25 protein-coding genes and 1 pseudogene are annotated in these 26,141 nt (G+C 71.2%); 17 read left to right on the top strand and 9 right to left on the bottom strand.

Going from position 1 to position 26,141, the window contains the following annotated elements; all coding sequences use genetic code 11:
- Positions 1–158: 158 nt before the first annotated feature.
- The 4 genes from ACIBK3_RS34785 to ACIBK3_RS34770 all read right to left on the bottom strand — a co-directional run bounded on the left by ACIBK3_RS34785 (position 159) and on the right by ACIBK3_RS34770 (position 3,560).
- Positions 159–590: a tetratricopeptide repeat protein gene (locus tag ACIBK3_RS34785; RefSeq protein WP_399371566.1), complete on the bottom strand. Its 432-nt coding sequence runs from the start codon at positions 588–590 to the stop codon at positions 159–161.
- Positions 591–696: 106 nt separating this feature from the next.
- Entirely contained in the window at positions 697–1,791 is a 1,095-nt protein-coding gene (locus ACIBK3_RS34780; RefSeq protein WP_399371564.1) for an LLM class flavin-dependent oxidoreductase, read from the bottom strand.
- 169 nt (positions 1,792–1,960) lie between these two features.
- On the bottom strand, positions 1,961–2,950 hold the full coding sequence (locus ACIBK3_RS34775; RefSeq protein WP_399371563.1) for a pirin family protein: 990 nt from the start codon (positions 2,948–2,950) through the stop codon (positions 1,961–1,963).
- 142 nt (positions 2,951–3,092) lie between these two features.
- Complete coding sequence (locus tag ACIBK3_RS34770; RefSeq protein ID WP_399371561.1) at positions 3,093–3,560, bottom strand: MarR family winged helix-turn-helix transcriptional regulator; 468 nt, start codon at positions 3,558–3,560, stop codon at positions 3,093–3,095.
- Between the two features lie 25 nt (positions 3,561–3,585).
- On the opposite strand from ACIBK3_RS34770, the pseudogene ACIBK3_RS34765 reads away from it, so the two are divergent.
- Positions 3,586–4,118 (top strand): annotated as a pseudogene (locus ACIBK3_RS34765) (LLM class flavin-dependent oxidoreductase); the annotation flags it as partial.
- 326 nt (positions 4,119–4,444) lie between these two features.
- Here the strand turns inward: ACIBK3_RS34765 and ACIBK3_RS34760 are convergent.
- The gene (locus tag ACIBK3_RS34760) at positions 4,445–4,930 is read right to left on the bottom strand and encodes a carboxymuconolactone decarboxylase family protein (RefSeq protein WP_399371560.1); all 486 of its coding nucleotides are present in this window, start codon (positions 4,928–4,930) and stop codon (positions 4,445–4,447) included.
- 173 nt (positions 4,931–5,103) lie between these two features.
- Between ACIBK3_RS34760 and ACIBK3_RS34755 the strand changes: the two genes are divergently transcribed.
- From ACIBK3_RS34755 to ACIBK3_RS34715, 9 genes are all read left to right on the top strand, one after another.
- Positions 5,104–6,045 (top strand): RNA polymerase sigma-70 factor, encoded by a 942-nt coding sequence (locus ACIBK3_RS34755; protein ID WP_399371559.1) that lies wholly within the window; start codon positions 5,104–5,106, stop codon positions 6,043–6,045.
- 288 nt (positions 6,046–6,333) lie between these two features.
- Positions 6,334–6,630 carry a DUF1778 domain-containing protein gene (locus ACIBK3_RS34750; protein ID WP_399371558.1) on the top strand — a complete coding sequence of 99 codons (297 nt, stop codon included), beginning with the start codon at positions 6,334–6,336 and terminating at the stop codon, positions 6,628–6,630.
- Positions 6,627–7,013, top strand: a complete 387-nt coding sequence (locus ACIBK3_RS34745) for a fic family toxin-antitoxin system, toxin component (RefSeq protein WP_399371556.1) — start codon at positions 6,627–6,629, stop codon at positions 7,011–7,013. Before ACIBK3_RS34750 ends, ACIBK3_RS34745 begins: the two co-directional genes overlap by 4 nt.
- Positions 7,014–7,064: 51 nt before the next feature.
- The gene (locus ACIBK3_RS34740) at positions 7,065–7,310 is read left to right on the top strand and encodes a DUF2630 family protein (protein ID WP_399371555.1); all 246 of its coding nucleotides are present in this window, start codon (positions 7,065–7,067) and stop codon (positions 7,308–7,310) included.
- A 131-nt stretch (positions 7,311–7,441) separates the two neighbouring features.
- Positions 7,442–9,331 carry a Na+/H+ antiporter NhaA gene (gene nhaA / locus ACIBK3_RS34735; RefSeq protein WP_399371554.1) on the top strand — a complete coding sequence of 630 codons (1,890 nt, stop codon included), beginning with the start codon at positions 7,442–7,444 and terminating at the stop codon, positions 9,329–9,331.
- Between the two features lie 239 nt (positions 9,332–9,570).
- Positions 9,571–10,179: a sulfite oxidase-like oxidoreductase gene (locus tag ACIBK3_RS34730; protein ID WP_399371553.1), complete on the top strand. Its 609-nt coding sequence runs from the start codon at positions 9,571–9,573 to the stop codon at positions 10,177–10,179.
- 2 nt (positions 10,180–10,181) lie between these two features.
- On the top strand, positions 10,182–10,892 hold the full coding sequence (locus ACIBK3_RS34725; protein ID WP_399371551.1) for a ferredoxin reductase: 711 nt from the start codon (positions 10,182–10,184) through the stop codon (positions 10,890–10,892).
- A gap of 32 nt (positions 10,893–10,924) precedes the next feature.
- Positions 10,925–11,200: a DUF6510 family protein gene (locus tag ACIBK3_RS34720; protein WP_399371550.1), complete on the top strand. Its 276-nt coding sequence runs from the start codon at positions 10,925–10,927 to the stop codon at positions 11,198–11,200.
- A gap of 71 nt (positions 11,201–11,271) precedes the next feature.
- Complete coding sequence (locus ACIBK3_RS34715) at positions 11,272–11,760, top strand: GNAT family N-acetyltransferase (protein ID WP_399371548.1); 489 nt, start codon at positions 11,272–11,274, stop codon at positions 11,758–11,760.
- A gap of 129 nt (positions 11,761–11,889) precedes the next feature.
- On the opposite strand, the gene ACIBK3_RS34710 is transcribed toward ACIBK3_RS34715, so the two are convergent.
- On the bottom strand, positions 11,890–12,306 hold the full coding sequence (locus tag ACIBK3_RS34710) for an ATP-binding protein (RefSeq protein ID WP_399371547.1): 417 nt from the start codon (positions 12,304–12,306) through the stop codon (positions 11,890–11,892).
- 249 nt (positions 12,307–12,555) lie between these two features.
- Between ACIBK3_RS34710 and ACIBK3_RS34705 the strand changes: the two genes are divergently transcribed.
- The gene (locus ACIBK3_RS34705; RefSeq protein ID WP_399371546.1) at positions 12,556–12,969 is read left to right on the top strand and encodes a hypothetical protein; all 414 of its coding nucleotides are present in this window, start codon (positions 12,556–12,558) and stop codon (positions 12,967–12,969) included.
- A gap of 303 nt (positions 12,970–13,272) precedes the next feature.
- Here ACIBK3_RS34705 and ACIBK3_RS34700 read toward each other — a convergent pair whose 3' ends face one another.
- The 3 genes from ACIBK3_RS34700 to ACIBK3_RS34690 all read right to left on the bottom strand — a co-directional run bounded on the left by ACIBK3_RS34700 (position 13,273) and on the right by ACIBK3_RS34690 (position 18,836).
- Complete coding sequence (locus tag ACIBK3_RS34700; protein WP_399371544.1) at positions 13,273–14,145, bottom strand: 3-hydroxybutyryl-CoA dehydrogenase; 873 nt, start codon at positions 14,143–14,145, stop codon at positions 13,273–13,275.
- A 55-nt stretch (positions 14,146–14,200) separates the two neighbouring features.
- Entirely contained in the window at positions 14,201–17,446 is a 3,246-nt protein-coding gene (icmF, locus tag ACIBK3_RS34695; protein ID WP_399371543.1) for a fused isobutyryl-CoA mutase/GTPase IcmF, read from the bottom strand.
- A gap of 187 nt (positions 17,447–17,633) precedes the next feature.
- On the bottom strand, positions 17,634–18,836 hold the full coding sequence (locus tag ACIBK3_RS34690; protein WP_399371542.1) for an acyl-CoA dehydrogenase family protein: 1,203 nt from the start codon (positions 18,834–18,836) through the stop codon (positions 17,634–17,636).
- A 220-nt stretch (positions 18,837–19,056) separates the two neighbouring features.
- Between ACIBK3_RS34690 and ACIBK3_RS34685 the strand changes: the two genes are divergently transcribed.
- The 6 genes from ACIBK3_RS34685 to ACIBK3_RS34660 all read left to right on the top strand — a co-directional run bounded on the left by ACIBK3_RS34685 (position 19,057) and on the right by ACIBK3_RS34660 (position 26,112).
- Positions 19,057–19,881, top strand: a complete 825-nt coding sequence (locus ACIBK3_RS34685) for an enoyl-CoA hydratase/isomerase family protein (RefSeq protein ID WP_399371540.1) — start codon at positions 19,057–19,059, stop codon at positions 19,879–19,881.
- Positions 19,882–20,030: 149 nt separating this feature from the next.
- The gene (locus tag ACIBK3_RS34680; RefSeq protein ID WP_399371538.1) at positions 20,031–20,663 is read left to right on the top strand and encodes a hypothetical protein; all 633 of its coding nucleotides are present in this window, start codon (positions 20,031–20,033) and stop codon (positions 20,661–20,663) included.
- The gene (locus tag ACIBK3_RS34675; RefSeq protein WP_399371536.1) at positions 20,660–23,281 is read left to right on the top strand and encodes a putative PEP-binding protein; all 2,622 of its coding nucleotides are present in this window, start codon (positions 20,660–20,662) and stop codon (positions 23,279–23,281) included. The genes ACIBK3_RS34680 and ACIBK3_RS34675 overlap by 4 nt, the downstream gene beginning before the upstream one ends.
- A complete protein-coding gene (locus ACIBK3_RS34670) occupies positions 23,278–24,414 on the top strand; it encodes an acyl-CoA dehydrogenase family protein (protein WP_399371535.1) in 1,137 nt (378 codons plus the stop codon). Before ACIBK3_RS34675 ends, ACIBK3_RS34670 begins: the two co-directional genes overlap by 4 nt.
- A 127-nt stretch (positions 24,415–24,541) precedes the next feature.
- Complete coding sequence (locus ACIBK3_RS34665) at positions 24,542–24,961, top strand: Zn-ribbon domain-containing OB-fold protein (protein WP_399371533.1); 420 nt, start codon at positions 24,542–24,544, stop codon at positions 24,959–24,961.
- Complete coding sequence (locus ACIBK3_RS34660) at positions 24,958–26,112, top strand: thiolase family protein (protein ID WP_399371530.1); 1,155 nt, start codon at positions 24,958–24,960, stop codon at positions 26,110–26,112. The genes ACIBK3_RS34665 and ACIBK3_RS34660 overlap by 4 nt, the downstream gene beginning before the upstream one ends.
- Positions 26,113–26,141 lie beyond the last annotated feature (29 nt).

The raw sequence follows: 26,141 nt of genomic DNA, 5'->3' as shown, positions 1-26,141 counted from the left end.
CGCCGGCGACGGCCCTGGCTTCTGCCCGCGGTTGCGGAGCGGGAACGTGGAAGCCGGTCAGCGGGGCCGCCTCCCACGCGGGGTCGCCGCCGGCCGCCCTCGTCGTTGCGCGGCGCGCCCGACGGCCCGCTCGGTCCCGCGACCGCCCTGGCTGCCGCTCAGTGGCGGTCCGGCACCTCGCCCGAGAACGCGGCGGCCATACGCAGCCAGGGTCCCGCCTCCTCGTCCCGCCCCTGACGTTCCAGGGTGCGGCCCAGCAACAGGTGGGCGTAGTGCTCCACCGGGTCGCGGTCGACGACCTTGCGCAACTGCTCCTCGGCACGGCCCAGTTGGGCGGAGTGGTAGTAGGCGCGGGCCAGCAGCAGCCGGGGACCGGTCTGCTCCGGGACCTCCTCGACGACGACGGCGAGGAGCCGGGCGGCGCTGATGTAGTCCTTGGCCTCGAAGAGCAACCGGGCCCGCTCCCAGCGTTCGACGGTTGTCTCCTCGTGCGGGACTCCGGCGCCGTTGTCGAACAGGTGCAGGGCGCTGGCCCAGCGGTCGGGCGCGACCTGGCCGTTCGCACGGTAGTCGTTGAACTCGTCACTCATCGGTACTCCTTGTTCCTTTCTCGCCGGGCCGGTCGACGGCCCGACGGCCGCTCATGAGTCCCCTCACCGCGGCGGTGATCAACACCCGCGGCGTCCGGCTGCCGTCTCAGGCCACCGGATCCGCGGACGGCGCGCCCGCGGCGAGCAGCGAGGCATGGGTAGGCGCGTCGGGCACGTCGGCCGGCCGGTTCCGGGCGAACTCCTTGCGCAGGACGGGTACGACCTCCTCGCCGAGCATGTCGATCTGTTCCAGCACGGTCTTCAGCGGCAGGCCGCCGCCGTCCACGTTGAACAGCTGGCGCTGGTAGTCGCCGAAGTGCTCACGGAAGGTGAGCGTCTTCTCGATGACCTGCTCGGGGGTGCCGACGGTCAGCGGGGTCTGCTCCATGTACTCCTCCAGGGAGATCCCGCCCCCCATCACCGGTGAGTGGTCGAAGAACGGCCGGAACTCCCGTATGGCGTCCTGGGAGTTGTGGCGCATGTACACATGGCCGCCCAGCCCCACGATCGCCTGCTCGGGCGTGCCGTGACCGTAGTGCGCGTACCGCTCCCGGTACAGGGTGATCAGACGCTGGAAGTGTTCCTTGGGCCAGAAGATGTTGTTGGCGAAGAACCCGTCACCGTAGTACGCGGCCTGCTCGGCGATCTCCGGGGAACGGATGGAGCCGTGCCAGACGAACGGCGGTACGCCGTCCAGCGGGCGGGGTGTGGAGGTGAACCCCTGCAACGGCGTGCGGAACGTGCCCTCCCAGTTCACGACGTCCTCGCGCCACAGCCGGCGCAGCAGGGCGTAGTTCTCGATGGCGAGGTTGATGCCCTCGCGGATGTCCTTGCCGAACCAGGGGTAGACCGGGCCGGTGTTGCCGCGCCCCATCACCAGGTCGACACGCCCGTCGGCCAGGTGCTGGAGCATGGCGTAGTCCTCGGCGATCTTCACCGGGTCGTTCGTCGTGATCAGTGTGGTCGCGGTGGAGAGGATGAGCCTCTCGGTGCGCGCGGCCACGTGTCCGAGCATGGTCGTCGGGGACGAGGGCACGAACGGCGGGTTGTGGTGCTCACCGGTCGCGAAGACGTCGAGCCCCACCTCCTCGGCCTTCAGCGCGATGGCGACCATCGCCTTGATCCGCTCGTACTCGGTCGGCGTACGGCCCGTGGTCGGGTCGGTTGTCACGTCACCGACGGTGAAGATGCCGAACTGCATCGACCTCACCCTTCCCCTTGTTGATGCATCAACTACGATGTCGGCAACATGAGGGTGAACGTCTCTATTCCGCCCGGTCGCACGGCACGGGGAGCACCCCACCGGTCAGCCCGGTTCCGCCTCCAGCCACCTCAGTACATCGGGCGTCACGGGACCGGTCGGACGGAGGTCAACCACGCGGAGGGTTGCGGCGCGGCCGGATGACGGCGTTCGGAAGGGCAGGCGCGTGAAGGCGGGCGCCCGGGTACCCCGTGACGTCGCCGAACCGGTCCGAGGCGGCCTCCCAGGCCTCCCGGGCCCGGACGATGTCCTCATGGCTGCGCCCGATGAAGTTCCACCACATGACGATCTCCTCCTCGAACGGAGGGCCGCCCAGCAGGATGGTCCGCGCCGGACCCTCCGACTCGTTCACCAGCGTCAGCGTGCCCGCGCCGGGGGGCACGTACCCCAGTTCGGCCGGACGCAGCACAGTGCCGGAAAGGCGCACGTCACCGCTGTCGACGAGGAGCCCGTGCTCGAAGTCGGTGTCCACCGCGAGGCTGATGGCCGCGCCCGGTTCGAGGGTGATCTCGGCCCCGAGGAGCGGTGTGAAGGTCCGCACCGGTGAGACGTCTCCGGCGAGCGAGCCCAGGAAGACTCTGATCCCGGCCCCGTCGATGCGCACGGGTTCGGGGATGTGGTGCTGGAAATCGCGCTCGGCGCTCCGGTGTTCCCCGGGCAGCGCCACCCACAACTGGACGCCGTGGAGCACGGTGGTGTCGGGGGTGGAGACCTCGGAGTGGCTGATGCCGTATCCGCCTGTCATGAGGTTCATCTCACCTGGTCGGACGAGGGCGTGGGTGCCCAGGCTGTCGCGGTGTTCGACCTCTCCGCTGAACAGCCAGCTCACCGTCTGCAGGCCGGTGTGCGGATGGGGCGCGACGTCCATGCCGTGCGTCGCGGTGACATCGACGGGGCCGTAGTGATCGGCGAAGCACCAGGCTCCGATCAGGGTCCGGGCCCGCTGGGGCAGCGTTCGCCGTACGCGCATCGCCCGGGGTCCGCCCAGCGGCACGTCCCGGGCGGCCAGCACCTCGACCCCGGGCGTCCCGGCGGACTGCCCGTCGTCGACCGGCCCACCGCATCGCAGTTCCGCGGGTTCGGTTTCCACGTTGCTCACCGGGACCACCTTCCACGCCTCATGGTTGTCACATCAACAATCATCACATGCGGACGGACCGATGGCCATAACATGCGGACGGCCCGATGGCCACAACAGGCAGGCGAACCGTGCGCCACCGGCAGGACCCCGGTTCCATGGATCAGGACGCGTCCTCATCCAGCTTGCTCACGACTCGTTCGGAGATCTGGGCCAGGGTCCGCAGTTCCGCCGGCGTGACGTGGTCGAGGAACAGTTCGCGCACCGCCTCCACATGAAGCGGGGCGGCGGCCTCGATCGCGGCCCGCCCCGCGTCCGTGATCACCACGAAGGCGCCGCGGCCGTCCTCGGCGCACTCGTCCCGCACCACCATGCCGCGCCTCACCATCCGGGCGATGTGGTGGGACATCCGGCTCTTCTCCCACTCCAGCACCCGGGCGAGATCCAGGATCCGCCGGCGGCCCTCCGGCACGTCGGTCAGATTGACGAGGACCGTGAAATCGGCGACGGACAGATTCGACTCCGCCTGCATCAAGCGCGACAAGCGGCCTCCCAGCCTCTCCTGCAACCTCACAAAGCTCCGCCACGCGTGCTGCTCTTCTGGCGTCAACCACCGCGCCTTCTCTTTCATGTCCGAAGTGTAAACATAGTTGACAATTCACCCAAGTGCCGCCGCACCTCGGTCCGGGCGGCGCTCCCCCGTGTCCGACGCGATGGCCATCCGGCAGGTCGTCGAGGAAGCCGTTCTCGCGGAGGAGGCCGGCGTCGATGTCCTCGCCCTCGGTGAGCACCACCGCCCGGAGTTCGCCATCTCCACTCCGGAGACCGTCCTCGCCGGCATCGCCACCCGTACCAGCCGTATCCGTCTCTCCTCCGGCGTGACCGTGCTCAGTTCCGACGATCCCGTCCGGTGTTCCAGCGGTTCGCGACCGTGGACGCGCTGTCGAACGGCCGTGCCGAGGTCATCCTCGGACGCGGCTCCTTCACCGAGTCCTTCCCCCTCTTCGGATACGACCTGAGCGACTACGACGTGCTGTTCGAGGAGAAGACGGAGCTCTTCGCGTGGGCTACCACGACCTGGAGGACGGGGCCCGGCCGCCGGGAGCACGGGGACGCAAGGCGATCGCGCTCGCCGGTGACGAGGCCGACGACCTGGGCCTCGTCGCAGGCCTCATCGACGACTTCGGCTTCGACCCGGTGATCGCAGGGCCACTTGCCGCGGGAATACGGCTCGAACCGGGCGCCGAGCCGTTCGGCGCCAACGTCGACGCGGAGCAACTGCGCGCGATGCTCGACCGGTTCCCGGACTCGGCGCGCGGACGGGCTGTCACCAGCGCGCGGACCGCCGCTTCGGCACCGGCCGCGGAAACGGTCCGACCGGCAGCGCGTCGGTGACCGTCGACCTGCGTGACCAACCGCTGCCGCACCTGGGGCGCGCCGGCTGAGGCCGGGTCCGGTCATCCCGGGCCCGGCCCGGCGCACAGGGTGCCGGGCCGGGCCGAATGCGGCTGCCGGTCAGTTGAGCACGGCGGCGAACATGCCCGGCTCGTAGGAACCTCCCCGCTGGTGCACGATCACGGCGAGCCGGTTGGCCGCGTTGATCATGGAGACCAGGCAGACCAGGGCGGCGATCTGGTCGTCGTCGTAGTGCTTGCGTACCTGGGCCCAGGTCTCGTCGGACACACCCTGGTGGGCGTCGGCGAGCCGGGTGCCCTCTTCGGCGAGCGCCAGTGCGGCTTGCTCTGCCTCGGTGAACACGGTGGACTCGCGCCAGGCGGCGACCAGGTGGAGCCGGACCGCGGTGTCACCGGCGGCCGCGGCCTCCTTGGTGTGGTAGTCGATGCACCAGCCGCAGCCGTTGATCTGGCTGGCGCGCAGCGCCACCAGCTCCTGCGTGGACTTGGGCAGCGGCGACTGCTGGATCACCAGGCTCGCATTGGCGAACCGCTTGGCGAACTTGGCGGAGATCTCGTTCTCGAACATGTTGAATCGGGCGTCCATGACGTCGTCCTCACTCGTGGTGCGGCACTGGATGAACACGAGATGCCGGGGACCCGCTCCGTGTGACGGGGCGACAGTGTGACGTGCGCCACCGCTGATGGGTGTCACAAAGCCGCGCGGGCCGGCGTCTTGTGCGGAGGGCACCGCCGGGAGCGAACAGACAGGAGCAGCCTGTGGACATCGAGCACAGCGAGCGCACGGAGGAGACGGCCGAGCAGCCCGCCGTCGGCGACCGTACGGACCCCGCCACCGAGGCGTTCGTCGCCCACCGCAACCTGCTGTTCACCGTCGCCTACGAGATGCTCGGCTCGGCCGCCGACGCGGAGGACGTCCTGCAGGAGACCTGGCTGCGGTGGGCGGGTGTCGACCTCGGGACGGTGCGGGATCAGCGTGCGTACCTGGTCCGGATCACCACGCGCCAGGCGCTGACCCGGCTGCGTACGCTCGGTCGGCGCAAGGAGTCCTACGTCGGTCCCTGGCTGCCCGAGCCGCTGCTGACCGCGCCCGACGTGGCCGAGGACATCGAACTGGCCGACAGCGTCTCTATGGCCGTGCTGCTGGTCCTGGAGACGCTCACGCCGACGGAGCGGGCGGTGTTCGTGCTGCGCGAGGTGTTCGACCTCGGGTACGAGGAGATCGCCGGCGCTGTCGACAAGAGCCCGGCCGCGGTCCGCCAGATCGCGCACCGGGCCCGGGCACACGTCGCGGCGCGCCGGCCACGTGGGATCGTCTCCCCGGCCGAGACCCGAGCCGCACTCGACGCCTTCCAACGGGCGACCGAAACGGGCGATCTGCAAGGACTGCTCGACATCCTTGCGCCGGATGTCGTCTTCATGGGTGACGGCGGCGGAGTCAAGCAGGCCGTCCCGCGACCCGTCGTGGGGGCCGACAAGGTGGGCCGCCTGCTGGCCGCCGGGCTGGGCAGGCTCGCCGCCATGGGGCCGATGCGGACGGCCCAGGTCAACGGCTACCCCGCCCTGGTTCTCCGGCTCGACGACGAGATCGACACCGTCGTCGCGGTGCGTATCGACGACGGCCTCATCACCGGGCTCTACGCCGTGCGCAATCCCGAGAAACTGTCACGCATGCGGCGGGAGACCACCCTGCGCCGCTGAGCCCCGGGGCTCCTGGGCACCACATGAGGGTTCCTGGTACGCGCGTTCGGGTTGCGGCCCTTCAGCGGGTCGCTGCTCGCGGTGCTGTCCTTCCTCTGCGGCGCGTTCGGCCGGGCGGCTGCCCGGCCGAACGGACCCGGCCGCGCTCGTCCTGCTGGAACTGGAGGGCATGGGGACACCGGCCTGCCGGCCACCGACCTCTTCGGCAACGACGGCGTGCTCGATGTCGAGACGGCCGCCCCCACGGATGAGGAGTAGGGAAGTGGTACCGCTGGTACCGTGGGTGTCATGTCGGATCCGAAGGCGATGAATCTGCGTTTTCCCGACCCCGCGCAGCGGGCGGCCATCGCGGCGGCCGCGAAGCAGGCGGGGGTCAGCATGCAGGAGTACATCCTGTCGGCCGCCTACGACCGCGCCACCGCCGTGGAGCAGCGCTTCGTCGAAGGCTTCAGGGCGTCGATGGCCCGCAGCGGCGCGGCCTTCGCCGCTGAGCCCGGCACCGCGGATCCCAGCGCCGAGGAGCGGGCGGCCGAGCAGGAGGCGCTGCGAGAACTCCAGCACGAGGACCGAGGGCACGCCGCGTGACCCAGCCGGAACCGCCGCACCCTCTCGACGTGACCTTCCTGCTGCACGCCGCGGAACTGCTCGAAGGCGATCCCCAGGTCGACGACTACGGTCCGCTCTACGCCGCCGTCGCCCGGGTCGATGCGAGGGCGATGGAGCGCGAGATCTACGGATCGCCGTACCTGAAAGCCGCCGCGCTGTTGCAGACCCTGGCGAAGCTGCCGTGCCTGGAGCACTCCAACGAGGCTTTCGCCTGGCACGCGACCGAGGCCTACCTGATCCTCAACGGGCGCGAACTCGAGTACCAGCCCAAGGCGGCTGTCGCCCTCGTACGCGACGCCGCCTCCGGGGCGCTCGGTGTCTCCCGGATCGCTCGCCGGCTACGGGACTGGATCACCGCCTGATCCGCGCCACGGGCCGTACAGTGGGGCTCGGTGCCGAGGAGGAGCAGGGACATGAACCAAGAGGAAATCCTGGCCAGGATCACCGCGATGGTCGACGACGAGCGCAGGCTCCGTGACGCCCTCGCCTCCGGGCAGATCGACAGCACGACCGAACACGAACGGCTCGGACAGCTGGAACGCTCACTCGACCAGTGCTGGGATCTGCTGCGCCAGCGACGCGCGAAGACCGAGTTCGGCGAGAACCCGGACGACGCACACGTACGCCCGGCGTCGCAGGTCGAGGGCTACCAGGGCTGACCGCGGCCCCCGCGGCCGGAGGCGGTCCGCGGGGCATTGCGGGTCACTGCCGATCACCGCTTCCGCCGAGTGCCGGATCATCATGAGCAGCGCCGGAACCGTTCATGCGCAGGGCCCCGTCAGGAGTGACCGTGCCACCTGAGACCTCGCTGTCGGGGCAGACCCTGTGCGGCAATGAAGCCCGCAGCCCCCTGCGTTCCTTCCTGCAGACCGAGACCGGCAGTGCCGCGATCCTGCTCGCCGCCGCGCTCGCCGCCCTCGCCTGGGCCAACATCGCCCCCGGCTCCTACGAGACGCTGTGGGCAACCGAGCTGTCGGTCCGCGTCGGATCGGGCGGGGTGTCGCTGGAGCTGCGCGAGTGGCTGAACAGCGGTCTGATGACGCTGTTCTTCTTCGTCGTCGGTCTGGAGGCACGCCGCGAATTCGACCTGGGCGAGCTGCGCGAACGCCGGCGGGTCACCCTGCCGGTACTCGCCGGGCTCAGCGGCATGCTCCTCCCCGTCGCGATCTATCTGGCCGTCAACGCGGGCGAGGACTCCGTGCACGGCTGGGGTGCCGCCATGTCGACGGACACGGCGTTCGCGCTGGGCATGCTCGCCCTCTTCGGCGCACGGCTGCCCAGCAGTCTCCGGGTCTTCATCCTCACCGTCGCCGTCGTCGACGACTTCCTGGCGCTGGCCGTCATCGCCTTCGCCTACAGCGGAGCCATCGCCCTGCCCGCCCTGCTGACCGCGCTCGGCCTGTTCGCCGTCGTCCTGCTGGTGCGGCGCACCCTCAAAGGACGCGTCCCCTCCTTGTACGCGGTGTTGGGCGTGGCGATGTGGGTGGCGCTCCTGAAGTCGGGGGTGGACCCGGTCGTGACGGGCCTGGCGATGGGCCTGCTGACGTACGCCCGCCCGGCGGAGCGGCGCGACCTGGAACAGGCGAGCAGACTGTTCAGGCGCTTCCGCGAGCAGCCGACCCCCGAACTCGAGCGCACCGTGCGACGCGGGATCGCCTCGACGCTCTCGCTCAACGACCGGCTTCAGCGGACGCTCCATCCCTGGACCAGCTATGTGATCGTGCCGCTGTTCGCGCTCGCCAACGCCGGCATCACGCTCAGCTCCGGCCAGTTGGCCCATGCCTTCACCTCACCGGTCACGCTCGGCATCCTGTTCGGCTACGTGGCCGGCAAGCCGCTCGGCATCGTCGGCGCGACCTGGCTCACGACGCGCGTCAGCGGAGGGCGCCTGCACCCGCCGGTCGGCTGGGGCGCCATCACCGCGGGCGGCACCCTGGCCGGAGTGGGGTTCACCGTGTCCCTGCTGATCGCCACCCTCGCCTTCGACGGGGACCGGCTGGAGCAAGCGAAGCTCGGCATCCTGGCCGCCGTCGTCTGCTCGTTCCTCGTCACCTGGCTGGCCACCTGGGTGATCAGCGCCCTTCCCCGGGCCTTCCGTGCCCGCGCCCTCCTCGGCACCGGCCAGAGCATCGTCGACCTCATCGATCCCGTCGACATCGAGCGTGACCATGTACGCGGGCCCATGGACGCGCCCGTGACCCTCCTGGAGTACGGGGACTTCGAGTGCCCTTACTGCGGGCGGGCCGAACCCGTGGTGCGCGAGTTGCTCGCCGACTTCGGCGACGTGCGTTACGTATGGCGGCATCTGCCGCTCACCGACGTGCACCCGAATGCCCAGCTGGCCGCGGAGGCATCGGAGGCCGCCGCCCGCCAGAACCGCTACTGGGAGATGCACGAGCTGCTGCTGCGGCACCAAGGGGATCTGCGGCCGCGGGATCTGCTCCGATACGCCGAGGAGATCGGTCTCGACGCCGACCGTTTCCGCGCCGATCTCCGATCCGGCGCGGGTGCCGCCAGGGTTGCCGCGGACGTCGAGTCCGCCGACCTCAGCGGGGTGTCCGGCACCCCCACGTTCTTCGTCAACGGCCGCCGCCACCACGGCGCCTACGACATCGCCACCCTGTCCGCGGCCGTACGCGCCGCCCGGGAACGGGCGACCCTGTCCGGGGCAGTCGGTTGACAGGGGGCGTCTGTGCACCGACGGGCCAGCGGCGGTGCACACGTGGGCAGGCCGCGTGCGCCCGGAACCTCTACCGTGGCGGACGCCAGGAGCAAGGAGCCATGCGTTTCCCGGCCCGGCAGGGCGGGTGGACGACTGGTGAACGGATCCCCGGTGCCGGACACTTCTTATGACGCGTTCGCACGCTTCTCGGCGAACGCCGACAGCTGCGGACAGTCGCGGACCGACGTGCTCAGGAGATGACGCTGGTGAATTCCTTCTCCCCCGGCTTTCACGGGCGCGAGCGTCGGCTGACCGACAAACTGCCACCAGGGCAGTACCCGACCGAGTCGTTCCCGGTGCTCTCCGCGGGACCCACGCCCAAGATCCCCGTCGACACCTGGCAGTTCACCGTCACCACGGAGCTCGGCGAGCGGCGCTCGTGGACGTGGGACCAGATGATGGAACTGCCGCAGCAGGAGACCGTGCGGGACATCCACTGCGTCACGCGCTGGTCGAAGTTCGACACCCGGTGGCGCGGGGTGCCGCTGGACGCCTTCCTCGAGGACGTCGAGACGGCCGCGGACTACGCCGTCGTCAGCAGCTACGGCGGCTACACCACGAACCTCCCGCTGGAGGACCTCCTCGACGGCCAGGCCTGGATCGTCCACACGTACGACGGCTACCCGCTGTCCCCGGAGCACGGCGGCCCAGCCCGCCTGCTCGTCCCTCACCTGTACTTCTGGAAGTCGGCGAAGTGGGTGAACGGGCTGCGGCTCACCCATGAGGACGAACCCGGTTTCTGGGAGAGCGTCGGCTACCACAACTACGGCGACCCGTGGCGCGAGCAGCGCAACTGGGGGGACTGACCATGGCCGTCGTCTGGCGCAGGGCACGGCTCGTCGAGCGCCGGCCGCAGACCGCCACCGCGCGCACCCTGGTCCTCACCGTTCCCGACTGGCCCGGCCACCTGCCCGGCCAGCACGTCGACGTCCGGCTGACCGCCGACGACGGCTACCAGGCCGTACGCAGCTACTCCCTGGCCGCGCCCACCGAGGGCAACCGCATCGAACTGGGCGTTCAGGCTCTGCCCGACGGCGAGGTCTCGCCGTATCTCGCCGACGCCCTGCCGATCGGCGCGGACGTGGAGGTCCGCGGCCCGCTCGGCAACTGGTTCGTCTGGCGGCCCGCGCAACGCGAACCGGCGCTCCTGGTGGCGGGGGGCTCGGGCGTCGTCCCCCTCGCGGCCATGATCCGGGCCCACCGCAGGTCCAGCTCACAGGTGCCACTGCACCTGGTGTACTCCGTGCGCGGTGCGGACGACGTCTGGTACCGCGATCACCTCGACGACGGGCATCCAGGTCTCGATGTCCGCTTCGTCTACACCCGCAAACCCCCGCCGGACACCACCCGCGGTCCCGGCCGCATCACGGCGGACGACCTCGCGGACCCGGTGGCCCGGCTGCAGCCGTCGAGCCCGGTCTACGTCTGCGGCCCCACCGGCTTCGTGGAGACCGTCGGCGACCTGCTGACCGGCCTCGGCCGCAACCCGGCCACCATCCGCACCGAACGCTTCGGCTGAACCGCCGCCCGCTTCCCGCTTCGGAGGACCTCGTGGCCGACGACACCGCCGCTCACCTCGACGGCAACTGCCTGGCCGGACCGCTCTCGGAAATCCTCACCGTGGAACCCACCACCGCCTGGTGGCGCTGCCCGGAGTGCGCCCGCTCGGGTCCGCTCGCCGAGCTGCACGTCTACGGCCCCGATCCCGGCCTCACGGCCCGCTGCCCGGGTTGCGCGTACGTCGCGATGCGGATCGTCAAGGAGGAGGGCCACATCTGGCTGACCATGGGCGGGGGCACCGGAGCGTTCCGGTTCACCGTCGCCTGATCCGGGTTCGCCGGGCGCTGAGGGAGCGTCCGCAATGTCTCTTGGAGGACCTGGGACATAATGCTTTCCTGATGAATGCACGCATTACGCCCCGGAGCGGGACGGTCACGATACGGAGGGCCGTCGCGCGGGACGCCAAACGGCTCACGCGGCTCGTGCGGGGGTCACGCGCCTACGCAGGGCAGTACGCGGCCCTGGTCGCGGACTACCGGGTCGGTCCCGACTACATCGAGACCCATCGTGTCTTCGTGGCCGTCACCGCCGACGAGCACGAGAGCCGTGTCCTGGGGTTCTACTCGCTCGTCCTCGCCCCACCGGAGCTCGACCTGCTGTTCGTCGCCGACGGAGCTCAGGGACGTGGTCTTGGACGGCTGCTCGTGGCGCACATGGAGTCCGAGGCCCGTGCCGCCGGCCTCGACCGCGTCCGGGTGGTGTCGCATCCTCCCGCCGAGGGCTTCTACCGCACCGTGGGTGCGGTGCCCACCGGGACCGTGTCCGCGAACCCACCCGCGGTGGCGTGGGACCGTCCCGAGCTCGAGTTCGTCATTCCTTCCGCCTGAGGTGGCGAGGGCAGCGGGCGAGGTCCTTCGGAGTGGTCCGAGGGAGCCGGCCTGTCCGGGGCCGGACGCGAGGGCGTGAGCCGCCGTGGCCCGTGCGGACGCGCGGTGCGTGCCCGCGCGGGGTTCTCCTCAGCTGTCGCCCGAACGGTCGGCGCCGGCCGGGCGGAAGCACGCCGTCACCGTCTTGCCGTGCCGCTGGCACTTCGTCTCCCACTCGTCGGCGAGCATCCGAACGATCCCCACCCCGCGACCGGACGCCTCACCCTCCTGCGGGGCACGCTGCCGCGGCAATGTCGGATCCTCGTCGTGGACGCTCACATGCAGGCAGTCGCCGTCCCAGGTGAGAACCAGATGCGCGTCGCTGTGCGCGTGGATGTGAGCGTTGGTGAGCAGCTCGGACACGGTCAGGACGACAGCGTCCACCGTCTCCGGCTCAGCAGCGGTCCATGGCAAGGACTCCAGCTGCCGTCGTGTCCATTGCCGCCCAGCGCGCACGCCACCGGACACGGGAAACGAATGCGCCCAACCCATCGCCTTGACCGCCACCCGCTTCGCTCCCGTCCCTGCCGTCGAGCACCCGTGTGTACCCGTACCGTGTACCCGCCACCGGCGCTCACAGGCACCCGGCTCCCCACTCCTGCTCCCACGGAGCACAGTGCCACCGCGCCTTGTCCGTCCCGGCAGTCGGTCCGCAGGATCCAGGTCGGTCTCGCCTTGTCCGCAGCGGAGGACATGGTGATCCACCGGGCGAGAACTCGGTGGACATCCGACAGGGCGGCGGCGAGTGTCGACGGGATGCAGCAGGAGAACATCTGGGACGCTGCCGCCGCGCAGCGCTATGACACACCCGGAACCGGCATGTTCGCGCCCGAGATCCTGGGGCCGGCCGTGGACCGCCTCGCCGAACTCGCCGGCGACGGAGCAGCGCTCGAGTTCGCCATCGGGACCGGCCGGGTTGCCGTCCCGTTCGCTGGGCGCGGAGTCCCTGTCACCGTCGTCGAGTTTCAGGTCGTGTCGCACCACTTCCGGTTCGACGCGACCGATCAGGCTCAGGTGTTCCGCAGCCCCCACCGCTACATCTGGCCGGCCGAACTCGACCTCATGGCTCAACTGGCCGGATTCCGACTCGAGAGCAGGCACGCCGACTGGTCCGGCGCCGAATTCACCGCCGAGTCGCGTTCTCACGTCTTCGTCTACCGGATCCCCTGATGCGTGAGGGCAAGTAGGGTCTGCCCCACCTCGTGTCCGGGGGCTGGTCGGCGTGTTCGAGGCCGGCCGTGCGTGATCCTCTGGCCGCACACGAAACGTGCGGAAGAAGGTAGGCAGTTGAAGCGTGGGCGCTGGCAGCCGGTGTGGGCGGCCTGTTCCACCGGGCGTCACGGATGCGGGCCGCGCCGCCGGGAAGGCGTACCGCGCAGGCCGTCCGCAGATGATGAGGGCACGGCTCGGCTCAGTGGGGCGTCGGCCTCGCCGGCTGGTCCGGGCGGCCCGGTGGCCGCCCGGACCAGCCGGTCAGGCGGCGGTGTGGTCGTAGAATCCGTGGCCGCTCTTGCGGCCCAGGCGGCCGGCGGCGACCATGCGGCGCAGCAGCGCGGGCGGCGCGTACAGGGGCTCCTTGAACTCCTCGTACATGGACTCCGCCACCGCCTGTGCGGTGTCGAGACCGATGAGGTCGAGCAGCCGCAGCGGGCCCATGGGGTGGGCGCAGCCCAGTTCCATGCCGCGGTCGATGTCCTCGGGCGTCGCGGATCCGGACTCCACCATGCGTACCGCTGCGAGCAGATAGGGCACGAGGAGTGCGTTGACCACGAAGCCGGAGCGGTCGGTCGCCTCGACGACCTCCTTGCCCAGGGCTTCGGAGACGAAGGCCCTGGCCCGGACGAGGGTGTCGGGGGTCGTGGTGAGGGCCGGGATGATCTCGACCAGGGCCTGTACGGGTACGGGGTTGAAGAAGTGGATGCCCAGGACATGGGTGGGCCGCCGGGTCGCCACCGCGAGGTCGACGATGGGAATCGACGAGGTGTTGGTGGCGAGGATCGCCTCGGGATCGGTGACGACCTCGTCGAGGGTTTTGAGGACGCCGGTCTTCAGGTCGCGGTTCTCGGCGACGGCCTCGATCACGAACTGGCGGTCGGCCAGGTCCCTGAGGTCGTCGGTGTAGCTCAGACGGGCGCGTGCGCCGTCCCGTGCCTCCTCGGTGATCTTGCCGCGGCGCAGTCCGCGGTCGAGGGAGGCCTCGACACGACGGCGGCCGGCCTCGGCTGCTTCGGAGGACGACTCGGCGACCAGTACGTCGATGCCGCTGCCGCTGAGGGCGGCGACTTCGGCGATGCCGGAGCCCATGAGACCGCAGCCGACGACACCGAGACGCGAGACAGTTTCCATGCGAGTGGCCCTTTGCGTGGGACGAAGTGTGGACAGAGGGGTGTGCGGGCGGTACTCAGACGTTGCGGCGGTACTCGCCGCCGACTTCGAAGAACGCCTCGGTGATCTGCTGGAGCGAGCAGACCCGGGCGGCGTCCATCAGGACGGCGAAGGCATTCTCGCCGCTGGTGGCGGCGCGCTTGAGTGCGGTGAGCGCGGCCTCAGCCTCGGCGCTGTGGCGGGCGCGGAAGTCCTCGACGCGGGCGAGCTGGGACTGCTTCTCCGCTTCGGTGGCGCGGGCCAGTTCGACCACTTGGTGGTCGCTGTCGCCGCCGGGCTTGCGGAAGGTGTTGACGCCGATGATCGGCAGCGTTCCGTCGTGCTTGCGCTGCTCGTAGAGCATCGACTCGTCCTGGATGCGGCCGCGCTGGTAACCCGTCTCCATGGCGCCGAGGACCCCGCCGCGCTCGCTGATCCGCTCGAACTCGGTCAGGACGGCCTCTTCGACGAGGTCGGTGAGTTCGTCGATGATGTACGAGCCCTGCAGCGGGTTCTCGTTCATCGCAAGGCCCCACTCACGGTTGATGATGAGCTGGATGGCCAGGGCCCGGCGGACGGAGTCCTCGGTGGGGGTGGTGACGGCCTCGTCGTAGGCGTTGGTGTGCAGGCTGTTGCAGTTGTCGTAGATGGCGATGAGTGCCTGCAGGGTGGTGCGGATGTCGTTGAAGTCCATCTCCTGGGCGTGCAGGGAGCGGCCCGAGGTCTGGACGTGGTACTTGAGTTTCTGGCTGCGCTCCCCCGCCCCGTACTTCTCGCGCATGGCGACTGCCCAGATGCGGCGGGCGACCCGGCCGAGGACGGTGTACTCGGGGTCCATGCCGTTGGAGAAGAAGAAGGACAGGTTGGGCGCGAAGTCGTCGACGGACATGCCGCGGGCCAGATACGCCTCGACGTAGGTGAAGCCGTTGGTGAGGGTGAACGCGAGCTGGCTGATGGGGTTCGCGCCGGCCTCGGCGATGTGGTAACCGGAGATGGACACCGAGTAGAAGTTGCGTACGCCCTGCTCGATGAACCACTCCTGGATGTCGGCCATCATCCGCAGGCTGAACTCGGTGGAGAACAGGCAGGTGTTCTGGCCCTGGTCCTCCTTGAGGATGTCGGCCTGGACCGTGCCCCGGGTGTTCTGCAGGACGTAGGACCGGATCTCCGCCGACTCCTCGGCCGTCGGTTCGCGGCCGTGTTCGGCGGTGAAGGCGTCGAGCCGCTGGTCGATGGCGGTGTTGAGGAAGAAGGCCAGGACGGTGGGCGCGGGGCCGTTGATGGTCATGGAGACCGAGGTGGTGGGGGCGGTGAGGTCGAAGCCCGCGTAGAGCGCCTTCATGTCGTCGAGGGTGGCCACGGAGACGCCTGACGTGCCGACCTTGCCGTAGATGTCGGGGCGCAGGGCCGGGTCGTGGCCGTAGAGGGTGACGGAGTCGAAGGCGGTGGACAGGCGGGTGGCCTCGCTGTCCTTGGACAGATAGCGGAAGCGGCGGTTGGTGCGCTGGGGGTCGCCCTCGCCGGCGAACATCCGCGCCGGGTCCTCGCCCTCGCGTTTGAAGGGGAACACGCCCGCGGTGAAGGGGAAGCGGCCGGGCAGGTTCTCCGCGCGCAGGAAACGCAGCAGTTCGCCGTGGTCGGTGTAGCGGGGCAGGGCGACGCGGGGGACGAGGTTGCCGGAGAGCGATTCGCGGACCAGGGCGGTGCGCTGTTGGCGGCCGCGGGTGACGGTCACGAGTTCCTCGCCCGAGTAGGCGCGGACGGTCTCCGGCCAGTCGGCCAGCAGCCGGCGCGCGGACTCGTCGAGGCTCTCCTCGGCGTCGGCGAGCAGCTTCTCGACGTCGGCGGTGGGTGCGGCGACCGCGGCCAGTTCGTCGCGTACGGCGCTCAGGCGCTGGACGCGCCGGGCGGCGTCGGCCTGCGTGGCGGTGTCGGCGTGGTAGCCGCGGACGGTCTCCGCGATCTCGGCGAGGTAGCGCACCCGGCCGGTGGGCACGATCTGCGCGGCGCCGGTGGAGTGCCGCACGGTGGCCGCCGGGAGGGTGCCGGGTGCGGCCGACAGGCCGTGTTCGGTGAGCAGCCCGAGCAGGTGCTGGTAGAGGGCGGTGACGCCGTCGTCGTTGAAGGTCGCGGCGCTCGTGCCGAAGACCGGCATGTCCTCCGGACGTGAGGTGAACGCCTCGCGGTTGCGCACCAGCTGGCGGCCGACGTCACGCATCGCGTCCGCCGCACCGCGTCGCTCGAACTTGTTGATGGCGACGACGTCGGCGAAGTCCAGCATGTCGATCTTCTCGAGCTGGGAAGCGGCACCGAACTCGGGAGTCATGACGTACAGCGAGACGTCTGAGTACGGGGCGATCGCCGCGTCCCCCTGGCCGATGCCCGGGGTCTCCACGATCACCAGGTCGTATCCGGCTGCCTTGCAGGCGGCGACGGAGTCGGCGAGACCTTCGGGGAGTTCATGGTGGCCTCGGGTGGCCAGGGACCGGAAGAAGACCCGGTCGCCGTCCAGGCTGTTCATCCGGATCCGGTCACCGAGCAGCGCTCCGCCGCCGCGCCGCCGGGTCGGGTCGACGGCGAGCACGGCCACGCGCAGCTTGTCCTGCTGGTCGACACGCAGCCGCCGTACGAGTTCGTCGGTGAGGGACGACTTGCCCGCGCCGCCGGTGCCGGTGATGCCGAGGACGGGTACGGAGCGTGCGGCGGCGGCGCTGCGCAGGGTCCGCAGGTCCTCGTCCGGCACGGTGGCGGACTGCAGAGCGCTCAGCAGCCGGGCGAGTGCGGGGCGTTCGCCCGCGAGTACGGCGGTGAGCTGGGCGGGGGTGTCCTCCCAAGGAGCCGAGTCGCAGTCCCGGACAATGGTGTTGATCATGCCGGTGAGGCCGAGGCGCTGGCCGTCCTGCGGGGAGAAGATCCGCACTCCGGCGTCGGCGAGCCGCTGGATCTCCTCGGGGACGATGACCCCGCCCCCGCCGCCGAAGACCTTCACATGGCCGGCGCCGCGTTCGCGGAGCAGTTCGGCGAGGTATTCGAAGTACTCGACGTGGCCGCCCTGGTAGGAGCTGACGGCCACGCCCTGGACGTCCTCCTCCACGGCGGCGTCCACGATCTCGCCGACCGAGCGGTTGTGGCCCAGGTGGACGACCTCGGCCCCCTGCGCCTGGAGGATGCGCCGCATGATGTTGATCGAGGCGTCGTGGCCGTCGAAGAGGCTGGATGCGGTGACGAGACGCACCGGGTACTGCGCTTGGTGGAGCTTCGGTGTGCTGGTGCCATCGGTCACGGTGTACTCCGGACGGCCTGCCCGTGGGGACGGGCGACGGGTGGGGAGGCCAGGTTACTAGGACGTCCTAGTAAATTACTAGGACGTCCTAGTAGAGAGCCTGGAAAGCCTCGGCTGGCTGTAGTCGATGAAAAGAAACCACATCGGTCTCGACGTCCGACGCTCCGTCAGGAGCCGGCGGATTCGGTCAAGCGCGCGGCTGACGGTACGGCTTCACCGCGCGGCGGGCGATGGCGAATCGATGGGTCTCGGACGGGCCGTCGTAGATCCGGAACGGCCGCACCTCTCTGATCAGACGCGCCAGGGGGGCGTCCTCGGCCGAGATGCCCAGCGCGCCACAGATCTGCACGGCCCGGTCGACGACCCGGCCCACCGCCTCCGCCACGAAGACCTTGGAGACCGAGGAGAACTGCGCGGCACTCGCGGAGGCGTTGTCCAGCTCCCAGGCGGTACGCCAGATCAGCGCGCGGCTCGCCTCGATGTCGATCTCGGAGTCGGCCAGCATCTGCTGCACCATGCCCAGGTCCCCCAGCAGCGAGCCGAAGGCCTGCCGGGTCCCGGCGCGCTCCAGGGCGACGTCCTGGGCCCGCCGGGCGGACCCGAGCCAGCGCATGCAGTGGGTCAGCCGGGCGGGACCGAGGCGGACCTGGGCGTTCTCGAAGCCCCGGTGCACCTGTCCGAGCACCCGGTCCTCGCCCACAACGCAGCCGTCGAACACGACCTCGCTGTGGCCGGCGAAAAGACTCTCGTCCAGTGTGTCGATGTTCCTGACGATCCGCATGCCCGGGTTTCCGGCGTCGACGAGGAACATGGTGGCGCCTCCCGAGCCTCCGGGGCTGCCGTCGGTGCGGGCCATCACGATGGTGAAGGCGGCGCCGTCGGCCCCGGTGATGAACCACTTGCGCCCGTCGATGCGCCAGCCGCCGGGGACCCGGACCGCCGTGGTCATCAGCGCGCGGGGGTCGGCGCCCGCGCCCGGCGCCGGTTCGGTCATCGCGAAGCACGAGCGGTACTCGCCGGCGGCCAGCGGACGCAGATAGCGCTCCTGCTGTTCCTCGGTGGCCACCTTCTCGAGCAGGTGCATGTTGCCCTCGTCCGGGGCCGCGCAGTTGAGCGCGAGCGGGCCGAGCACGGAGTACCCGGCGGCCTCGAACACCACCGCCTGTCCGCGCAGGTCGAGCCCGTGTCCGCCCCACCGCTCGGGGACGTGCGGCGCGAACACGCCCGCCTCACGGGCGGCCTTCTGCAGGGTTTCCCGCAGCGCTTGCGGGGCGTCGTGGACGGAACCGCGGCATTCGCGCTCCGCAGGGATCACCACATCGCGGACGAAATCGGCGGTGGCCTCGGCGAGCCGGGCGACCGACGGATCGACATCGAACTGGATCGGCACGGTGGTTCCTCCCGCCGACGGGCGAGCGGGCGCCGGTGCCCGCCGCATCGCCAGAACTGTACAGCGGGTCAAGTATCTGCCCCACCAGGTGAGCGGAGAATGCCGTGCGGCGTAGGTCACTCGGCGAGAGCGGGGGGTATCCCATTGCCGAAACTGTAGAGCGGGTCCAGTATGTGAACGCCATTCTCGAGCAGTTCCCGACGACGGGAGAAGGCCTCCGATGAGCACCCAGCCGGTCCGGGTCGTCCGCCACAGCGAAGGAGTGGTCGAGCTGTTGCTCGACGACCCGGGACGCGGCAACGCCCTCGACCTCCCGACCGCCGAAGCCCTGCGCGACGCGGCTGCCGGCATCACCGAGGATCCGGGCGGCGCGGTCCTGTTGCGGGCGGCGGGCGGGAACTTCTGCGTGGGCGGTGACCTGCGCGCCTTCGCCGGACGGGGTGCGGACACCTCCTCCTATGTGCACGCGGTCGCCACCGCCGCACACGAGGCGGTGCGGGCCCTGCACGAGCTGCCTGTGCCCGTGGTGACCGCCGTGCGCGGCGCGGCGGCGGGCGGCGGCATCGGGCTGGCCCTGACGGGCGACCTCGTCCTGGCGGCCCGGTCGGCGCGGTTCCGGCTGGCCTACACGGCGATCGGGCTCACCCCGGACTGCGGTTCCTCATGGGTCCTGCAACGCCTGCTGGGGCCGCGGCGCGCGGCGGACCTGATTCTCACGAACCGGGTCCTGACCGGCGAGGACGCCGAGCGGTGGGGGCTGGTGTCCCGGGTGGTGGAGGACGACGAACTGGACGACACCGCGTACCGGAGCGCCGCCGGGCTGGCGGCCGGATCCGCTCCGGCCCTGCGGGCCGCGAAGGAACTGCTGCGGGCCGGTGCCGGATCCTCGCTGAAGGAACATCTCGCCGCGGAGGCGCGCTCGATCGCCGCTCTGGCGGGTGGCCCGGAGGCCCAGGACGCGATGGAGTCGTTTCTCGCCGCACGGTCCCGGTCCAGGCCGGCTTCCGCACGACCGAAGGAGGAGACGCCGCAAAGTGTTTCTTGAGTTCCTCTTCACTAACAGGTCCCCTCGGGCGTAACCTCCGGGCAACACAGTTCGCGGTCCCCTGCGACGCATCACTCATCGCAACCCCTGCGACCCGGCACCCCGTCGCCGCGCGGCATGAGCCCGCGCCCCACAGAGAAGGTGTGGAGATGCATTCTGCTGCCGCGGAGCGGACAGACACTCTGGACACGTCCCTCACTCATGCCGTGATCGACCTCGTCCTGCGCGGCATGTGGCGCGGTGCGCCCGAGTCCGAGTACCGCCCACTGGTCGACGCGGGGCTCGCCATGGTGAAGGGCCCCATGGTGCTGCCCACCGAGGCGGCGAAGAACGCCGCGGCGAAGATGCTGCGGATACCGGCCGGCTCGGAGCTCCAGGACCAGATCAACGCCGTCTACGAGGCGTTCCTGCCGGTCAACCGGAAGGTGCGCGAGGTCTGCACGGCCTGGCAGTGCCGGCCGGACGGCAGCGTCAACGACCACAGCGACAGCGTCTACGACGCCGAGGTGCGCGAGGCGCTGGAGGACGTGCACGAGGCCATCCAGCCGGTGCTGCGCAGGCTGGAGCGGCTGCTCGCGGACAGCGGCCGGTATCTCACCGGCCTGGAGGACGCGCTCGAGCGGTTCGACGACGGCGGCACGCAGTGGCTGGCCTCCCCGCTGTGCGACTCGTACCACACGGTGTGGATGCGGCTGCACCAGGAGCTGCTGCTGGTCCTGGGCATCAGCCGGGCCCAGGACGAGGCCCTCGAAGAGGAGCTGGTCCGAAGGAGCCGAGGTTGAGCGTCACCGACCGACCGGCGGGAACCGTCGCCCCGACCCAGACCCAGCCGCAGTCCCCGCTCCAGCCCCAGTCCCAGTCTCCGGGCCTCGCCCTCGTGCCGTACGGCCAGGGCCTGACCCGGGGACTGGACGCCGATGAGCTGGGCGCGCACGGAACCGCGATGGACCGGCTGGTGGCCCTCGGGCTGCCGGTCGTCCCGGGCCTGACGGTACCCGCGGGCTCCGCGCGGTCGCTGGGCGAACCCGGCACCGCCCGGGCGGCCGTCGAACTCGTCGAGCAGCTGTCGGGCCGACGCGTCGGCGACCCGGCCCGGCCCCTGCTGCTGCGGCTGTCGGCGAGCGCGCCGCGCGAGGTCGCCGGACTGCCGCCCGACCTCGCCTGTCTCGGCGTCACCCCGGACAACGCCGGGGACCTGATCAATGTCATCGGCCGCGCGGAGGCCCTGTACGAGGTGTGGGCGGCCACGGTCCGGATGATCGCGGAGTACGCGCTCGACGTACCCGCGGCGGTGCTGGACGACGCCCTCCTCGACGCCCCGGGGCCCCGCGCCCGCGTCGAAGCCCTGCTGGCCCTGGTCGAGCAGCACGCCGAACGCCCCTTCCCGGGCGACCCGGCCGAGCAGCTCGCCCTGGCCGCCCGGGCGGTCCTCGCGCGCTGGGACTCGCCGCGTGCCAGAAGGTCGCGCAAGGCCCAGAAGCTTCCCGCCGATCTCGGTATCGCCCTGCACGTACAGGCGCTGCGTATCGGCCCCTCGGACCGCTCGGGGTACGGGACGGCGGTCAGCCGCCACCCCGAGAGCGGTCGGTTCTCCGCCCTGGGCTCGTACTTCCGGGGCGTACGCCGCAGTGCTCCGCCCCCGCACACCGGCGAACCGTTGGAGAAACTGGCCGCGGGCACCACTCTCCTCGAGCATGCGCTGCTCACCCTCGAGCGCCATCTGCACGCACCGGTCTCCGTCGACTTCGAGGTCCGCGACGGGGAGATCTCCCTGCTCGCCGCCTCGGTGCAGAGCCGTCCGCCACTGCGCGCCTCGGTGTGCCTGGCGGCGGACCTGGCGCGGGACGGGGCGATCGACACGCGAGAAGCGATACGCCGGATCGCTCCCGCCCAGGTGCAGGAACTGCTTCACCCGCAGCTGAGGCTGACCGGCGACGAGGACCTTCTGGTGCGCGGGCTGCCCGCGTCCCCCGGCGCGGCGACCGGCGTCATCGCGCTGTCCAGCGAACGCGCCCTGGAGCTGGCCGCCGAGGACGCACCCGCCGTCCTGGTGATGCACGAGACCACCCCGGCCGACGTCCCCGGGATGCTGGCCGCCGCCGCGGTCCTCACCGGCAGCGGAGGCATCGCCTCACATGCGGCGGTGGTGGCGCGCGGTGCCGGCAAGCCCGCGGTGTGCGGCGCGGAGGGACTGCGGGTCGACCGGGCGGCCGGCACCGTACGGATCGGGGACCGAACGCTGCGCGAGGGCGACCCCGTGTCCCTCGACGGCCGTACCGGCGCCGTCTACGCCGGAACGCTGACCGTCAGTGTCGCCGGCCCCCCGCCGGAACTGTCCACCCTGCTGGAGTGGGCGGACGACGCGCGACGGCTCGGGGTGCGGGTCAACGCCGACACCGCGGCGGAGGTGGACACGGCCATCGCCCTCGGCGCGCAGGGCGTGGGTCTGTGCCGTACGGAGCACCAGTTCCTCGGCGAGCGGCTGCCGCTGATCCGCAGCGTGATCCTGGCCGCCGATCCCGAGGCCCGCGACGAGGCCCTGGTCGCCTTGGAACACGCCCAGCACGAGGACTTCAAGGCGCTGCTGACCGCGGTCGGCGACCGTCCGGTCACCGTGCGCCTGCTGGACGCGCCGCTGCACGAGTTCCTGCCCGCCCCCGGCGAAGCCGAGGCCGCAGGTGACACCGCGGCGGAGCAGCGGGCCGCGTCGCTGCGGGAGGCCAACCCGATGCTCGGGCTGCGCGGCGTGCGTCTGGCGCTGCTGCACGAGCGGCTGTACCCGGCGCAGGCCGAGGCGCTCTTCTCCGCCTGGGCCGATGTCGCCGCCACGGGTGTCACCCCCCAGCTGGAGGTGATGATCCCGCTCGTCAGCCTGCCGGAGGAGCTTCAGGCAGCAGCCGGATTCGTGCGCGAGGCTGCCGCGACGGTCGCGGCTCGCACCGGGGTGGAGGTGCCGTACCGGCTGGGGACGATGATCGAGACCCCGCGGGCCGCCCTGCTCGCCGCCGAGCTCGCCGAGCACGCCGAGTTCTTCTCCTTCGGCACCAACGACCTCACCCAGCTCACCTACGGGTTCTCCCGGGACGACGTGGAGCGCCAGGTGCTCACCGCGTACCAGGAGCGCGGGTTCCTCACCGCCAGCCCGTTCGCGCGGCTGGACCCGCACGGCGTCGGCGCGCTGATCGCGCTGGCCGTGGAGCGGGCCAGGACCGTCCGGCCCGACATCAAGCTCGGCGTGTGCGGTGAGCACGGCGGGGACCCCGAGTCGATCGCGTTCTGCGACGACCTGGGACTGGACTACGTCTCGTGCTCCGCGCACCGCGTGCCGGTCGCCCGGATGGCGGCGGCGCACAGCGCGCTGCGCGAGCGCGGGAGCGACCGGAACGGGACAGCGACATGACGACGACCGTGACCCACCACGCCGGCCCGGCGGCCGAGACGCCCGCGTCCGACGCCGAGCTGGAGGACCTGCGCGAGACCGTGCGGTCGGTGTGCGCGGACGCGGGCGGCATCGCGGCCGTGCGTGAGCTCGACGAGCACGCCCCCGGCATCGACGCCGGCCTGTGGGACACCCTCGGCCGGCAGGTGGGCCTCGCGGCCCTCGGCCTGCCGGAGTCCGCCGGGGGCATCGGCGGCCTGGCGGAGATCGCCGTGGTCTGCGAGGAGCTGGGCAGGACGCTGACACCGGTGCCGCTGCTGTCCTCGACCGTGCTCGCCGGGCAGGTACTGGCCGGCTGCGGCACCGCCGCCGGGCCGCTGGCGGAGCTGGCCGGAGGCCGGGTGCACGCGCTGGCGGTGGCCGCGCCCGACGGCGTGTGGCGACCGGACGACGTGCCGGTGGCGGTCACCTGGCGTGGCGGCGACGCGGTCCTGGACGGCACGGCGCCCTTCGTACTGGACGGGGCCGACGCCGAGACGCTCGTGGTCGCGGCCACCGGTCCCGACGGCGTGGACCTCTTCCTCGCCGACCCGCGCGCACCGGGCGTCAGCGTCCTGCGGGTGCCCACGCTGGACCTGAGCCGGGGTCAGGCGGTGGTCACGTTCTCCGGTGTCCGGGCACATGCGCTGACCGCCGGCGGTGAGGGGGCCGAGGTCGTCACCCGCGCCCTGGACACGGCCCTGGTGGCGCTGGCCGCCGAGCAACTCGGCGGTGCGCAGGCGGCGCTGGACATGACCGTGGCGCATGTGCGGGACCGTACGCAGTTCGGCAGAGCCATCGGGAGTTTCCAGGCCGTGAAGCACACCTGCGCGGACATGCTGCTCCAGGTGGAGTCCGCGCGGTCGGCCGTGGTACGCGCGGTCCGTGTGGCCGGCTCCCCCGAGGCGCTCGCGGAAGCCGCGGCGGTGGCTCAGTCCTGGTGCGGCGAGGCCTTCACGTTCGTCGCGGCGGAGTGTGTCCAGCTGCACGGCGGCATGGGCTTCACCTGGGAGCACGACGCGCACCTGTACTTCCGTCGCGCGCAGTCCGACGCCGTACTCCTGGGCGGCGCGGCACACCACCGGGAACGGCTCGCCGGGCTGCTGGGCTGGTAGCCCGCAGCCCCATGGCCCAGCCCGTGGGCCGCGGCCCTGTGGACCGCAGAACCGTGGCCGGCAGATGCGTGGCCGGGATTCGTGGCCCCGGATTCGTGGCCAGTCGGCAAGAGGACAGGACGACAGCATGACCACCAGACTCATCGACGACGGCCTGTTCGACGGGGCCGATCCACCGCGCCTCGTGGGCGCGCGCTGCTCCGGGTGCGGCACCGTCGTCTTTCCCCGGCAGGACTCCTGCCCCAGGTGCTCGGACGGGTCCATGTCCGCGCACCCGCTGCCGGTGAGGGGCCTGGTGTGGTCGTGGACGGCGCAGGCGTTCCCGCCCAAGCCGCCGTACCGGACGCCGGCCGACGGTTACCGGCCGTATCACGTGGGCTATGTGGACCTCGGCGAGGTGCTGGTCGAAGCGCGGCTGGAGGTGTCCCGCCCTCAGATCCGGATCGGGCTGCCGGTCCGGCTCACCACGGTGCCCGCGTACCAGGACGAGGACGGGAGCGACGTGCTGACCTTCGCGTTCTGTGCCGATCCGGGAGGACGGCGATGAACCGCGCCGACGAGATCTACGTGGTCGGATGCGGGATGCATCCCTTCGGCCGCGACGAGTCCGTCACCGGGATGGACATGGCCGCCCGCGCGGTACGGGAGGCGCTGGCCGACGCCGGGGTCGCGTGGGAGGACATCGGGTACGCGGCCGGCGGCTCCGACGTGTCCGGCAAACCCGACACACTGGTGGGCCGGCTCGGACTGACCGGCGTGCCGTTCGTCAATGTGCAGAACGGCTGCGCGACCGGCGCCTCGACGGTGCTCGCGGTGGCCAACGCGCTGCGGGCGGGCGAGGCGTCGCTGGGCCTGGCCGTGGGGTTCGACAAGCACGAGCGGGGCGCGTTCCATGTCTCGGCGGCCCGCTACGGTCTCGGTGACTGGTACGCGGAGACCGGGTTGATGCTGACGACCCAGTTCTTCGCCCTCAAGACGCAGCGCTATCTCCACGAGCACGGCATCGCGGAGCGGGCGCTGGCGACGGTGGCCGCACGCGCCTTCCGCAACGGCTCGCGCCATCCCCTGGCCTGGCGGCGCAAGGAGCTGACGGAGGACGAGATCCTGCACTCCCCCGAAGTGAGCCCGCCGCTCACCCAGTACATGTTCTGCTCCCCGGGGCAGGGCGCGGCCGCGCTGGTGCTGGCCCGCGGCGACCGCGCGTTCGACCTGTGCGAACGCCCGGTCAGGCTCGCGTCGCTGGCCTTCCGGACCAGACGGTTCGGATCGTTCGAGGTGTTCTCGCCCTGGCTGCCGCCGGGACCGCACCGCAGCCCGAGCGTCGACGCGGCTCAGGCGGTCTTCCGTGGGGCCGGTCTGCGGCCCGCCGACGTCCAGGTGGCCCAGCTGCAGGACACCGACAGCGGCTCGGAGTTGATCCACCTGGCGGAGACCGGGCTGTGCGAGCACGGCGAGCAGGAACACCTGCTGGCCGCGGGAGACACCGATCCCACGGGCCGGATCCCCGTCAACACCGACGGCGGATGCCTGGCGGGCGGCGAACCGGTCGGCGCCTCGGGGCTGCGCCAGTTCCACGAAGTCGTACGGCAGTTGCAGGGCCGCGCACCGGGAGTACAGGTGCCGGGCGGCCCCCGGGTGGGCTTCACCCATGTGTACGGGGCGCCGGGGATCAGCGCGTGCGCGGTGCTGACGGTCTGAACACTCGTGTCCTTGCCGGCGGACCGAGA

Source organism: Streptomyces sp. NPDC050287 (genome assembly GCF_044459385.1).
In the GTDB taxonomy this organism is placed as follows: Bacteria; Actinomycetota; Actinomycetes; order Streptomycetales; family Streptomycetaceae; genus Streptomyces.
The sequence above is the reverse complement of the archived record's forward strand: the minus strand, read 5'-3'. Positions and strand labels throughout refer to the sequence as shown.